Raw genomic sequence first — 13,954 nt, 5'->3', positions numbered from 1 at the left:
ATTTTTATAGCTGAATTCATTAGGGGCTCTATCCTTCACCACCTTTTTTGGCTTGTACTTTCAGATACCCAGCCGTACCCGGAACCATCTCCTCCACCTTGATCATGCTCACCACATCGCGGTCATTCGAACGGAATAATAGAATATCACCAACACCTACGGCCCGGATCCGGGTCGATGGCCCATCATTGGTGCTGTTATACCCGGGACGCGACTGGATGTTGGCGAGAATTTGTTCATACGCCACGATGAGATCAGCTTTGGATTCCGCTTCTTCAAACAGTGCTAGTTCTTCGTTTGATGGGTTCGGCAAGCGCATCAACGTACCCCCGTTGCGTACATTCCACTGCTCGGGAATATGGCTCGATCCGCCCCATGCGGTTACCGACCCGCTGGAGGGCGTCAGGATGTTGTGTTCCGTGCCCGCCGACGAACGAAGCACAATAAAGTCGATTTTTTCAGGGTTTGCATCTGCGCCACTAACGATATAGGCATAGCCCGTGTGCATATCGATGTAGTTACCCACCGACGGATTGGATTGAGCCCCGAATGTCAGGTTCTTGAAAAAAGTCATGTCATTTATAACCTCAACCTCATCCGGGTTGGGCGGTGTAGAAGGGTATAAAATCTGGAAACCTATACGGTGGTAACCGTCCATAGCCCGTACATCGTCTGTTGTAAGCAGTTCAAGCACCAACCGCGGACTGCCGCTGCCAGTAGTCAGAATTTCGACCTGAACCCATCCAAAGCTGCTGTTTGCGGGGATGACGAAGGTACCGTTAGTAGGTAACCGGTAATCGACTCCCTCCCGGGCTGTCGACTCCTCGGGCACCACACGGAAGTTTATCGTGCGGTCGTAATCCTTTTGAAGGCCGGTCATGTTTACGCGAAATTCAATAACCCCCGCTTCATGTGACACCCCCGGCAATAAAGGATAATTGCGGCCGGAAGCGTTTGAGTTGATCACGGCGTCGTGAAACTCGATGCGATTTTCGGTGAAAAGGTACCGTTCTTCATAGTCCTTAAAACATGAAGTTAAGGAAAAAACAGCTATGGCAATTATTGAAAAGTATGGTATATTTCTCATGTGTCTCGAAAATTAATAACCACGGTTTTGTCTCAGGTTTTTGTTAGCATTGAACTCGCGCCAAGGTATCCGTGCCAGCACACGGTAGTCGCTGAAAGCGAATACCTGTCCGTTCGGTTTAACGATATCCATCCCCAACCGCTTATAGTCAAAAAAACTATGCCCTTCAAAAGCCAGCTCCAGCCTGCGCTGTTTGAGTACTTCATTGATGAGTGCATCTTCGGTCAGGCCAGAAACCGGGTTGAGTCCCGCCCTTGTACGGATCATATTGATATCAGCCATCGCCTGCTGTTCCATGCCGGCCGTGCGCGCATAGGCTTCTGCACGGTTAAGGTAGACCTCTGAAATACGGATAACGGGAACATTATCCAAGTTAGGTGTTCCGCCACGACTGAAAAACTTAGTCATCTGGTTGTCGTCACTGGCAGCACCAAGTCCCTTCCATATCAAAGTTTTCCGTACATCTTGCTCCTCATACAGGGCAAACAAGTCGTCCGATACCCGCGCTACCCCCCGTCCGTTAGGTGCCGTGGCGGCCTCATCGACGCGGTTGGTAAAATCAGCCCGGATGGCATTGTTAACGCCTACGTTCTGATCCACCTTAAACTCTACCTCAAACATCGATTCGGGATGTATTGTGGCACGCCAATCTGCGAAATATGACTGTCGGGAAGAAAAGGTACCCACACCAGACGTCAATGCCTTCTCAGCCTCTTCGATGACTTTCTCATAATCCCCATTATAAAGTGCAACCCGGGAGAAAAATGCCGCAACAGCCCCCTGTGTCACCGCGTGGGGTGCCCGACTATTCGGCGTTTCCGCCAAGTAATCATAAGCCAGTTCCAAATCGCTGTAAAGTTGTCGGTATAGGTCTTCAGTGGAAGCCCGCTCCAGATTCTGGATTTGATCGATACTGAGCACGGGCTTCAGGTTGAGCGGTACGGTACCCCTATCGGCCGAGGCGACCCGGGCAGTCGGGTCGTAGCCATAGACCTTGGCCATATTATGAAAAAACAATGCCCGCAAGAAATGGAGCTGGCCTGCAATACCGTTCTTCCATTGTGCATCGCCCTCAAAATCAACCAGCGCATCAAGTATAATATTTATCTGTGCAATAGCTTCATAGCCAGAGCGCCAAGGCGACATGTGGCTACCCCTGGCGTTTATTGAGAGGTCCAGTAAATTGGTACCCCGTCCGGAATGCGCAGCCGTGTTACCCAGCAATTCCGGATAAACAATCAACTGCCTCCCATACTGAGCTGTATTTCTCAGGATGGAATAAACGCCGGTGGTAGCCGTTTCAAAAGCTTCAACAGAATTCAGGGCTTCAGTGGCATCGATGGCATGGGTCGGTTGCACATCCAGTAGCTTATTGCAAGCCGTCATGGCCAGCATTGCGATCATTGCACTGAAGCAGTAGATTTTCATATTCTTCATCTTAAAAGTTCATTTTAATTCCCATAGTATACGCTCTTGTCTGTGGAATCTGTCCCGTATTGGATGAGAAGTTACTGTCATCAATGTAAAACTCGGGATCATACCCGGTCCATTTGGTCCAGGTCAACACGTTGGTTGCTTGTGCATAAACCTCAACATTGCTGAGCTTTAGCCGATCGGTGTATTTACCCGGCACTTTATAGTTGAGTGACAACTGCTTAAGCCGGATGTAGGAAGCATCTTCCAGGTACCGGCTTGACGCCAAGCTCATGCTCTCGGCCAGCACCTCACGCCCACCGTCAATTGGTCGCGGGAAGGCCGTGATCTGGCCGGGTTCCTGCCAGCGCAGGTTGTAAGCCCGGGCAGTTGAATTGGACTGCGTTTCGCCATTCCGGTAAAAAGGTCCATTAGAGTTATTATATAACTCACGCCCCATATCATACTGAAAGAATATACCGAACTCCAGGTTTTTGTAGGTAAACGTATTAATAAAGCCACCGAAATAGTCAGACAGGCGATTCCCACGGCCGTAAGGGGTATAGCTCCCCGAACCCTGTGTGCCGGGCGAATAGCTCAGTCGGTCGTGGCCGGACCACCACATGGGTTTTCCCGTGGCTGCGTTAACGCCGGCATACTGCTGCCGGAAGTTGGTATGCAACGGCCATCCTAATCGGATGCCTGGATTGCCGGGTAGGCTTTCAACATCCTGTTCCACTATCGGTGCATCGATATCCTCACCGTCTTCAACGATCCCTTTGTAAAGTTTGGTGACCTTATTCCTTAGGAATGAGATGTTGAAGCTTGACGTCCACTTGAAATCCTTGGTTCGCACAAGGTTGCTGTTAAGCTCCACTTCCAGCCCTTTATTGACCACTTCTCCAACATTCCGGTACACTTCGGCAAATCCGCTGGTCCATGGCAAGGGAGTGCTGATTAACAAGTCGGCACTCCGCCGGTGGAACACATCCACCGCACCGTAGAGCTTCCGGTTGAACAACGAGAAATCCAATCCTAAGTTGGTTGTGACATTACGTTCCCAACGCAGGTCATCGTTACCCATCTGCACCATTACGGTGCCGGGTCTGCCGGCGTGTGAACCGCTGCCATCCCAAAGCGCCCGGGCCGCAAAATTGCCGATGGCGCTGTTTCCGGTTTCACCGTAACTGGCACGCAATTTCAATTGCTGCATCCATTCTATATCGCGTGCGAACATTTCTTGCGAAACATCCCATCCAGCTGAAAACGCAGGGAACCAGCCGAAACGGTTATTAGCTCCAAACCGTGAAGAGCCATCATACCGGAGCACGGCGCTAAGCATGTACTTCTTCATATAGTTGTAGTTAAGCTGGCTGAACAATCCACCCCGTTTGTTTGCTGTATTGTTTTCGTATAAACTTAAAATGGTTGCCGCAGAAGACAAGTACCTGAACTGATGGGATGGGAAACCTTCGGCTGATCCCCCGCCGCGCTGCATATGGTAGTCACGGTACTCAGCACCCAACAGGGCATTGAAATTATGGCCACCGGGTAGGGTTTTATTGTAGACTAGGGTATGGGATGTAGTGAACGTGGTGGACGGCTGATACCGGAACGATTTATACCCCTGCCGGGCATAAGCCTCTTGTGTGCGTGGGTCTATATAAAACTCGGTATCGTAAATCCGGTAATTCAACCCGAATCTTGACTGGAAGGTCAGGTCTTTGGTAATGTCGTATGTCAGACTGAAATTACCCAACAGGTTCTGCGTTCTGGCCACCTGCGTGTTCACGTCTGCCACATGAATGGCGTTATAGGGCAGGTTACCCGGGAAACGTTCAATCGGTGCATTAAATGAACCGTCTTCCAGGTAAATCGGCAAGAAAGGGAGCATCAGCGGTGCGGTGTATTGCGGTGAAGAGAAATACGAATAGGATCCCCAAGATCGGTAGCTGCCGTTCTGTACGGTGGAGCTCAAGTTGGTACTCATCATCAGTTTTAACCGCCTATTTACGTCGTGGTTAAGCCGCAGGTAGACCGTTCCCCGCGTGAAATCGTTGGCGACAACATTGCCTTCCGTCCTGTTCAGCGATGTGGAGATCCGGAATGTTGTCCGTTCCGTTCCACCCGAGGCGACCAGCTGAAGGTTATCCGTATTGCCGGTACGGAATGCTGCTCCCTGCCAATCGTAAGTAGGCAAGGCCGCAATCTGTTCGTCAGTGAGCGTAACGTCCAACTGACTTTGGGATAACACCTCCGTGCGCACACGCTCGTAAGACCAGTCTGGATTCAGATTGCCTACTGCCTCCATGCGTACATTCAGGTACTGCTGGGTGTTCATCATCTCCATGAGCGGCATAGGCTCCGTGATGCCCTTGTAGTAGTTGGCCGTAAAGCTGGTCTTTCCTGCCTTTCCTTGTTTGGTGGTGATCAACACCACGCCATTCGCGGCCTGTGCCCCATAGATAGAAGCCGCCGCTGCATCCTTCAGCACTTCAATAGATTCAATATCTTCCGGATTGAGGAAAGCGAGCGGATTTGACGCGGTGATGTTATCTGCGGCGTCTTCGGCATTGATCTCTGCACCATCCACGATATAGAGTGGCTGTGTGCCGGCGCTGATGGAGCCCTGCCCTCTAATCTCAACTTTTACCGGTCCGCCGGGTACACCTGAGCCTCCCTGCACCAATACGCCAGCCATACGGCCCTGCATAGCCTGGTCGAACGACTGTATTGGCATATTTTCAAACTCGGCGCCCTTTACCTGGGCCATCGCGCCGGTGATGGTACGGCGCTCCTGCGTCTGATAACCGGTAACGACAACCTCATCCAGATCCTTCATATCTTCTTCCAAGACAATGTCAAGGGGCTGCGCCGAATCAATCCGCATTTCGCGGCTTTTGTAACCCACCATGGAAAATACCAGTACCGTGCCCTTGGGAACCTTAACGGTGAACAGACCCGCAGAATTAGTGCTTATCATCCGGCGCTGTCCCTTCTCATGGATATTGATTCCGGCAGAGGTACGGGGCATGCCATTAACCATCAGGCGGACTTTCCCGGAAACTTCAATGAGTTCCTGCTGCACCGGGTTGGGAGCGCCGGTTTCCCCTTCGGAATGTTTAATAACAATCGTTTTCCCAATGATCTGATACGTCAGGGACTGACGCTCGAAAACCAGCTTCAGGGCATCCTCCAGTGTAACGTTCTTTGCGTCAATTGTAATCCGTTTGCTTTCGTCCAATACGTGCTCTTCGTACCAAACAATGTATTTGCTCTGTTTCCGTATTTCGGCCAACGCTTCTTCCAGCGAAGCGTTTTTGAGCACCAAGTTGAGCCGCTGTGCATAAGCGTCGACCGCTAAGCCTTGCATGGCAGAAACAGCAATCACCCATGCTGTGACCTTAGCAAAAATGAATACTCGTCTTACGGCCGTCATGGTATTGTGGCAAAACAAAGGCCGCAAGAAAAACTTGAATCTGTAAATAAATCTCATCCGTTGATAATTGTTAGTTCTGTCAGTTTTTCGACAATTCCGGAATGCCCGGACAGGTAATTTAAGCCGCATGGCGTTGCATACGACGCGGTGTGACGAAGGGAAGTAGTACTTTATCGCTATCCAGGGCTTTTCATAACTGCTTTCATTTTGTTTTTAGGGTTAGTTGTAGTAAATATTTCAGATAAGGTCAGTCTTGTTTAATAATCAGTTTATCGCCCAGCATATCGTAATCAATGTTATATATACCAAGAACTTGCAGCAGTTCATTCAACGGTGCTTTCTTGGATATTCCACCAGTGAAGCGCCTCTTCGGTATGGAGCCGTCATAGACGACCTCTATGTCATACCAACGCGCGACCTTTCGCATGATAGCTTCTAAATCGGTGTTGTTAAATGAGATGAAGCCATCCACCCAAGCAATGGCCTCGTCGGCGTTAACCGGCGAAACATCAAACGTGCCGGGTTGCCGCGACACCGTGGCTTGTTGGCCGGGTTTTAGGATTTTACTGACGCTAGCACTTGCGCCGGCCGTATGCTGCGGTGCTGTGACCTGGACGGAGCCCGATAGCAGTGTGGTTTTTATGTGATGCTCATCGTCATAGGCGCTGACGTTAAACCGGGTGCCCAGCACTTTGATGTCAACGTCGCCGGCACTTACGTGGAACGGTTTAGCCGCATCCCGGACAACTTCAAAATACGCTTCGCCCTTAAGCACAACCTCACGCTTGTCTACCCCAAACACGCTTGGAAACCGGATAGTAGAAAATGAATTGAGCTTCACCTTAGATCCATCGGGAAGCAGCACATCGTACTGTTTGGCCTTAGGAACGTTGACTACATTCATAACAGCAGGCGTAGCGGCGGCGGCCTCGGCAGGAGGCGGCACTACCTCGTAAATTAATGTCTGATCGGTTGTCTTACGTATGCGTACAGCGCCGTATTCAACCGATTCGCCAACATTAACGCTGTCAAGGTTAACCTTAATGCTATCGTCTAAAAGGATGTACACCTCATGTGCTGCAGCCGTATAGCGGCTTACCGCATCATTCCCCTGCGGACTGCGAACAACCATCCACAGTACCAGCAAGGATATACTGGCCGCCAACACGACCACCGCTGCCGCGGCCATGCGTCGTATGGTTGTCCACCCCCGCACAACCGCACGTCTTCCATGCACAGGCAACCGTTGCCACACTTCATCGAGGTCTTCTTCTATGGTTTGCTCATCCGGCAATGGACCTTGTTGGTTCCTGGCGTGGTATAGGTACCAATTTTCCAATTCAGTCCGATCCGCTTCCGAATAAATGCCCCGGCGATATTTGTTTAATAACTTCTTCAGTTGCCTTTTTTGCATAGTAAATCTTCCGCTAAATCGGCGGACTTACCATAAAGACGATTGGGGAAACATCAGGGTGTAGAAGAAAAACGAAAAAAAAGCGAATTTCAGAAAAAAATGAGCACATGAAACTCATTGAGTTTAAGTCGGAGGACCCGCAGGGCATTGTTAATCTGCTTTTTTACCGTTTTCTCCGATATATTAAGCTGTTCAGCGATTTCTTTATGTGAAAAATGCTCTTGTCTGCTTTTAACAAACACAGCTTTCATCTTTACGGGCAACGCATTAATTTCACGTTCGATCAAATTAGCCAGTTCTTTTTCCCGCAAAGCGTGATCGGTGAGGCAATTTTCGTGCAAGTCGGCAAAACTTTGATAGGAATCATAATACCTATCCTGAATGCGGCGGCGGGCGATGTGGTCAAGCACCTTATTACGGATAGTCATATAAAGGTAAGCGGAAAGACTGGTTTTCACTTCCAGTTTATCCCGTTTGGTCCACAATGCGGCGAAGACTTCTTGCACAGTATCTTTGGCCTCTTCCCGGTTTTCCAGCATCCGGAACGCGTGGGCGTATAAAACGCCCTTATAGCGCTGGTAAATTTCTGCATAAGCAGCCGCTACACCTTCCTTAAGGGACGCAAACAACTCATGATCAGACAATTCGGAATATGGAGACATCATTATCCTTACAACCCACTATTGACTTAACCCATGAAGCTGGGTGGGGTGAACTTTTCACAACAAAAGGTCTCAAGCTATCGAGTGGTCGCTAAAATCGGAAAATCAGGTCATATTGCAAAATTATTTTTTTACCCGATTCACAGCCGCAGTTGTTTTTTATACAGAAACGCACGTCTTAATAGCACACGGGCCAATTCTGCCCAGATTTTTTCTACGAAATATGTGCGGAACGTATCCCCACTTTACCTGCGCTACTTAAGATGGCCACCATGGGGGTATTCGCCTCAATTTTTCAGCAGCCGCTGAATTTCATCTAATTTCATCAGCGCTTCCACTGGCGTCAGCGTATTTACATCCAGATTATTGAGCATATCACGGATTTTTACCAGAATGGGGTCATCTATAGAGAACATCTGCAATTGATATGCCTGCTTCTGCATCTTTTTTATGCTGTCTTTGATGCGTTCGCCCCCGGTACGTTCCTGTTCGAGGCGTTTAAGGATTTCGCTGGCGCGTTGCACCAGCTTAGGCGGCATACCTGCCAGCTTTGCCACATGGATTCCGAAACTATGCTCGCTGCCTCCCGGTACCAGCTTACGTAGAAAAATCACCTTATTGTTCACCTCCTTTACCGAGACGTTGTAGTTCTTTATCCGGGAGAATGAGGTGGCCAGCTCATTAAGCTCGTGGTAATGGGTGGCGAATAAGGTTTTAGCCCGTGCGGTCGGATGATTGTGGAGAAATTCGGCAATGGCCCAGGCAATGGATATACCGTCATAGGTGCTTGTGCCGCGCCCGATTTCGTCGAGCAAAATCAAGCTTCTTGCTGAGAGGTTGTTCATGATGCTTGCCGTCTCATTCATTTCCACCATGAAGGTAGATTCACCGGAGGATAGGTTGTCTGACGCCCCCACCCGGGTGAAAATCTTATCCACCAGCCCAATCTGTGCTTCTTTGGCCGGCACGAAGCTGCCCATCTGTGCCATCAATACAATTAACCCGGTTTGGCGCAGCAGGGCCGACTTACCGGCCATGTTCGGCCCCGTGATAATGATGATTTGCTGGGTTACACTATCGAGGAACACATCGTTCGTGATATAGTCTTCCCCTATTGGCAGGTGCTGTTCGATGACCGGATGCCGCCCGCCCTTGATATCGATGACCGTGCCTTCGTTGATATCGGGCTTTACGTAGTGGTTCTTTTCTGCAACGATGGCAAAGTTGAGCAACACGTCGAGCCGCGCGATCAGCTGTGCATTAAGCTGGATAGGTTTGATGTAATCCGCGGCAGCGGCCAGCAATCCGGCATACAGTCGCGTTTCCAGCACCTGGATTTTTTCTTCGGCTCCCAGTATCTGTTCTTCGTATTCCTTGAGTTCTTCGGTGATATACCGTTCGGCGTTAACCAGTGTCTGTTTACGTATCCATTCGGCAGGCACCTTATCCTTATGCGCGTTGGTCACCTCAAGGTAATAACCAAACACGTTGTTGAACGCGATTTTCAGAGAGGGGATCCCCGTGGCTTCCGCTTCCCGCTTCTGGATTTCCAACAGGTAATCCTTACCACCGTAGGCAACTTTGCGAAGCTTGTCGAGCTCTTCGCTGACCCCCACCGCAATGACATTTCCCTTGCTCACCAGCACCGGCGGCTCGGGGTGAAGTTCTCTTTCGATACGTTCGCGGATAGCTTCACAGGGATCCAGTTGCCCGGCAATAGCTTTCAAGGCTTTCGTATCCGCACCGATAATGAGTTCCTTCAATTTTCCAATGGCCTGCAATGCCCGTTTTAGCTGGGCAATCTCCCTCGGATTGGCCTTCGCCAACCCGATTTTGCTGATAAGGCGCTCCAAGTCGCCGATTTGTTTGATATGCTCGACCACTGTTTCCCTCAGGTCTTTATGCCGGTAAAGGTAATCGACCACCTGAAGCCGTTCATTGATACTTTTCTTATCCTTCAGAGGCATCACCATCCAGCGTTTCAGCAACCGTGCGCCCATGGGCGATGCCGTATGATCCAGCACATCGGCCAGTGTTACGGCGTTTTCATTGGCAGAGCCTACCAATTCCAGATTGCGGATGGTAAAACGGTCGAGCCACATGTACCTATCTTCCTCTATGCGCGCGATATTGGAAATATGCTGGAGGTTATGGTGTTCCGTCTCGTTCAGGTAATGCAGTGCCACGCCTGCAGCGGTAATTCCGGATGGCATGCGGTCTATACCGAAGCCCTTTAACGATTTCACCTCGAAATGCTTATGCAGCAGGTCCACGGCGTAATCGCCCGTATAGGGCCATTCGTCAAGTGTGTACGTATAAAAACCATTGCCGAACTGTTCGATAAACGCTTTATACTGCCGCTTGCCCATAATGACTTCCGTGGGCCTGAAGCCCTGCAGCAACTTATCAATATAAGCAACGTTGCCCTGGGCCACCAAGAACTCTCCTGTAGAAATATCCAAAAACGCTATGCCCACCCCCTGTCTATCGAAGAAGACCGACGCCAGGTAGTTGTTGGATTTCTGCTGAACGATATTATCGTTATAAGAAACCCCCGGGGTCACCAATTCGGTAACACCGCGTTTCACGATGGTCTTGGCAGCCTTAGGATCCTCAAGCTGATCGCAGATGGCAACGCGCTGGCCTGCACGCACCAGCTTCGGCAAATAAGTTTCCAGGGAATGATGGGGAAACCCGGCCAAAGCCGTTTCCGATTCGCTCCCGTTGCCGCGCTTCGTCAACACGATTCCCAGAATTCCGGCGGCTTTTACGGCATCCTCACCGAATGTCTCATAGAAATCCCCCACACGGAAAAGCAGCAGCGCACCGGGATATTTCGCCTTGATGCTATTATATTGCTGCATCAATGGGGTTTCTTTCTTTGCTGATTTTGCCAAGATGGACGTTTGTTTATTTTTGCGTGGCTGTAAAAATAGAACAATCGGAACGATTTGACAAGTTCAATCGTTATATTCGCCCTAAACTTCAATGGCAAGGAAACGCAAACGCAAGAGAAAAATTAGCCGGAAAAACCGGTGGCTCCCAACCATCTCTAATGTGTATCTTAGGTGGTTTGTGCGCGTGACGGTGTATTTCTTCATGATCACGGTAGCGTGGGTCATTCTTCTGCGTTTCATTAACCCGCCTGTTACCTGGCTGATGGTACAGCGGGGCTTTGAGCAGAAAAGTGAAGGCAAGGCATGGCGGATTACCAAGCGATGGGTACGGTACGACGAACTTCCTGACCACCTGAAGCGTGCCGCCGTTGCCGGTGAAGACGCGCGGTTCATGGAACACGGCGGATTCGACCGCGAAGCCATTCTGGACGCTTACGAGCGCAACAAGGAGGGTGACCGGCTGCGCGGGGGCAGTACCATCAGCCAACAAACCGCCAAGAATGTCTTTTTATGGCCCCGCCGCTCGTGGATACGGAAAGGATTTGAAACGTATTTCACGTTACTTATTGAACTGTTCTGGGGGAAAAAACGTATTCTTGAGGTCTATCTAAACGTGATTGAAACGGGCGACGGGCTGTATGGCGCCGAAGCCGCTGCGCAGCATTATTTCGGCAAGCCGGCACGCAACCTCACCCAGCGGCAAGCCGCACTTATTGTAGCCGTACTCCCTAATCCACGCCGTTGGTCACCTGCCAAACCCACGCCATTCATCAACAGAAAAGCGAACAGGATTGTGCGGTATATGCGGTATAGCCAAATCCCCTGACCATCGCTCATCCACCACCGTCCCCCATTACCGTCTATCAATCACCGTTCAGCCAAAAATACCCTCGCATGCCAGCTTTCGCGCAGCGGCACCTCCCAATGGGTGGCCAACTCCGGATATGAAGCCACCAGGTTATTGAACACGACAGTATCGCCCGTCACCTTCCCGACGCGGATTAACTGCTCGAATTCCTGCTGCGGTACCGCCTTAATGACTCCTGCGTCCCGGTAAGCTACCTGCAAACGGTCAAAGAGGCTAATCCCCAGTTCCTGTTCAATTTCCTTAAGCAGGTGCACCGACTTATCTATGGAACAGCCGCTCGGGGGGGCTACCGTATCGTCTACCATGAGAATGACAAAACGCCGGTGGCGAACCTCCGCTTTGGCAGCGAGCGGCGTACCATGGGCGCGCCACTGTGATGTAAATTTTTCCAACTCGGCCAGTATACGGGTAGCTTCGCCATCGGTGAGCTCCCTGCTGGCCTGATAAATCCAGATACGTTGCATTGCGGTATAAAGATACGGATTTTCAACCAAAGCTTACGTCAAGTTCCGTAATAAGGCGATATCATCAGGTAGACAATAACCCCTGTTACGGCAACATAAAGCCAGAGCGGAAAGGTAATTTTAGCTATCTTGCGGTGCTTGACAAAGTTTCCAGCCAATCCCCGCACATAGGTAATCAGCACAAACGGGATAATTACAATGGAAAGCAGGATATGGGTGATCAGGATGAAAAAATAAACGTAACGCAGCCATCCCTCGCCGCCATACGACGTTGATTCGGATGTCATGTGATAAGCCACATACATGGTCAGGAAGGCCACCGAGCAGCCAATGCAAATGCGCACCAACATTTCGTGCAGCCGTTGGTTCCCCCTTCTGATGGCTGCCACGGCCCATACCAGCAACACGGCAGTGATACCGTTGATGGTGGCATAAATGGGGGGAAGGAATGTCAACGGCTTCACATCATACCCCAAATCCCGTAAATTCACCCTGAAAAGGATGGCCACCACCACAGGGATAGCCACCGATAGGATTACAATCCATTTATTATATTTCTTTTCAACTGCCTGTTCCATGTTATACGATCAATTAACGTTACTTATAAGGACTTTTCTCGCGTATTTCCTGTACAAGCAGCAATTTGATTTCGTCAATCAAACGATCCACCTCTTTTTTGTGACTCACGTCATAATAGCCCCGGATGCGCCGCTGCGAGTCGACCAGAATCAACGACGAACTGTGAATGAAGCGAGCCTCCTGCGTGGTATCCTGCGCCGCATCGACCAAAAAACCTTCTCTTGCGATGCGGTGAATATCGTCTTTTCCCCCCGTAAGGAAGTGCCATTTCTTAGTGTCCGGCCGATAAGTACTTGCATAATCCTTCAACACCTGTGGCTTATCGTATGCCGTGTCCACCGTCAGCGAATAGAACCGCACCATATTGTTCTCCGCGAAGCGTTCCGCTACACGGTTCATTTCGTTGTTCAGTTGCGTACAGAAAGTATTGCATCGGGTGTAGAAAAAATTAACCACGGCAATTGTTGTATCATCGGCCAGTGCCGTCACTTCACGGCCTTCTTGGTTGACCAAGGAAAACGGCTCTATTTGATGGAACAACGTATCAGGCACCTGCTTTCCCATCCGCTTAGTGAACGTCCCTGTGAGGGTTTTCTCCCCGTATATAGGAAGGTTTTTATAGCGGTTTTCACCCTTTTGCTCCAGCAAGTAATATAAAAATCCTGGCAACACCAAAATGGCAGCCAGGATTGCAATTTTCTTCGCACCGCTCGTTTTCCCCACTTGTCCCATTTATGGATTTGGCCAGAACGGGAACGGATTGTAGTGCGACTTCAGGTAGGTTCCCTCTGTCAGCATCAAAACAATGAAATAAATGATGAACAGAAAAACGATGGTTATCGACATGATAAATCCAAACGTCTCATACTTCAGGTGCATGAAATAGGCCACAATATAGTAAGCCTTCAACAAGGTCAGTATTATATAGACGATGTTTACCCCAAGCCCCTTTTCGATAACCCCACCATGCACCAGCGCCAAGGCGATGAAGAATTCCAATGCGGTAAGCGCGAGCAGATAAAAAAACACCCGCCAGATTTTACCTTTGGTCATACCGTCGTGGTGTTCTGCCCCTTCGTGTTCTACTGTATCGTTATGTTGAGAAACCATAGCTGTTTTATATCGTTATCA

Annotated in this window: 11 protein-coding genes; 1 reads left to right on the top strand and 10 read right to left on the bottom strand. The window is 49.9% G+C overall.

What is annotated here, in order from left to right; genetic code table 11:
- Nucleotides 1–28: 28 nt before the first annotated feature.
- From BM030_RS01945 to mutS, 6 genes are all read right to left on the bottom strand, one after another.
- Complete coding sequence (locus tag BM030_RS01945; RefSeq protein WP_090970485.1) at nt 29–1,087, bottom strand: DUF4843 domain-containing protein; 1,059 nt, start codon at nt 1,085–1,087, stop codon at nt 29–31.
- Nucleotides 1,088–1,099: 12 nt separating this feature from the next.
- On the bottom strand, nt 1,100–2,524 hold the full coding sequence (locus BM030_RS01940) for a RagB/SusD family nutrient uptake outer membrane protein (RefSeq protein WP_090970483.1): 1,425 nt from the start codon (nt 2,522–2,524) through the stop codon (nt 1,100–1,102).
- A 1-nt stretch (nt 2,525) separates the two neighbouring features.
- Nucleotides 2,526–5,939 carry a TonB-dependent receptor gene (locus BM030_RS01935; RefSeq protein ID WP_090970481.1) on the bottom strand — a complete coding sequence of 1,138 codons (3,414 nt, stop codon included), beginning with the start codon at nt 5,937–5,939 and terminating at the stop codon, nt 2,526–2,528.
- Between the two features lie 247 nt (nt 5,940–6,186).
- A complete protein-coding gene (locus BM030_RS01930; RefSeq protein WP_090970479.1) occupies nt 6,187–7,353 on the bottom strand; it encodes a FecR family protein in 1,167 nt (388 codons plus the stop codon).
- An 89-nt stretch (nt 7,354–7,442) separates the two neighbouring features.
- Nucleotides 7,443–8,018, bottom strand: a complete 576-nt coding sequence (locus BM030_RS01925) for an RNA polymerase sigma factor (protein WP_244518608.1) — start codon at nt 8,016–8,018, stop codon at nt 7,443–7,445.
- A gap of 284 nt (nt 8,019–8,302) precedes the next feature.
- Nucleotides 8,303–10,912, bottom strand: coding sequence for a DNA mismatch repair protein MutS (gene mutS / locus BM030_RS01920; protein WP_090970474.1), 2,610 nt, complete (start codon nt 10,910–10,912; stop codon nt 8,303–8,305).
- Between the two features lie 91 nt (nt 10,913–11,003).
- On the opposite strand from mutS, the gene mtgA reads away from it, so the two are divergent.
- Nucleotides 11,004–11,738, top strand: a complete 735-nt coding sequence (mtgA, locus tag BM030_RS01915; RefSeq protein WP_090970472.1) for a monofunctional biosynthetic peptidoglycan transglycosylase — start codon at nt 11,004–11,006, stop codon at nt 11,736–11,738.
- Nucleotides 11,739–11,779: 41 nt separating this feature from the next.
- Here the strand turns inward: mtgA and BM030_RS01910 are convergent, their stop codons facing one another.
- Genes BM030_RS01910 through BM030_RS01895 form a run of 4 tightly spaced genes read right to left on the bottom strand, consistent with a single transcriptional unit; the run spans nt 11,780 to nt 13,933 of the window.
- The gene (locus tag BM030_RS01910) at nt 11,780–12,244 is read right to left on the bottom strand and encodes an ABC transporter ATPase (protein ID WP_090970471.1); all 465 of its coding nucleotides are present in this window, start codon (nt 12,242–12,244) and stop codon (nt 11,780–11,782) included.
- Nucleotides 12,245–12,282: 38 nt separating this feature from the next.
- Nucleotides 12,283–12,822: a DUF420 domain-containing protein gene (locus tag BM030_RS01905; RefSeq protein ID WP_090970469.1), complete on the bottom strand. Its 540-nt coding sequence runs from the start codon at nt 12,820–12,822 to the stop codon at nt 12,283–12,285.
- 19 nt (nt 12,823–12,841) lie between these two features.
- Entirely contained in the window at nt 12,842–13,546 is a 705-nt protein-coding gene (locus BM030_RS01900; protein WP_170845605.1) for an SCO family protein, read from the bottom strand.
- Nucleotides 13,547–13,555: 9 nt separating this feature from the next.
- Nucleotides 13,556–13,933 (bottom strand): cytochrome C oxidase subunit IV family protein, encoded by a 378-nt coding sequence (locus tag BM030_RS01895; RefSeq protein WP_090970465.1) that lies wholly within the window; start codon nt 13,931–13,933, stop codon nt 13,556–13,558.
- Between the last annotated feature and the right edge of the window lie 21 nt (nt 13,934–13,954).

This window comes from Parapedobacter composti, assembly GCF_900112315.1.
GTDB lineage: Bacteria > Bacteroidota > Bacteroidia > Sphingobacteriales > Sphingobacteriaceae > Parapedobacter > Parapedobacter composti.
The sequence above is the reverse complement of the archived record's forward strand: the minus strand, read 5'-3'. Positions and strand labels throughout refer to the sequence as shown.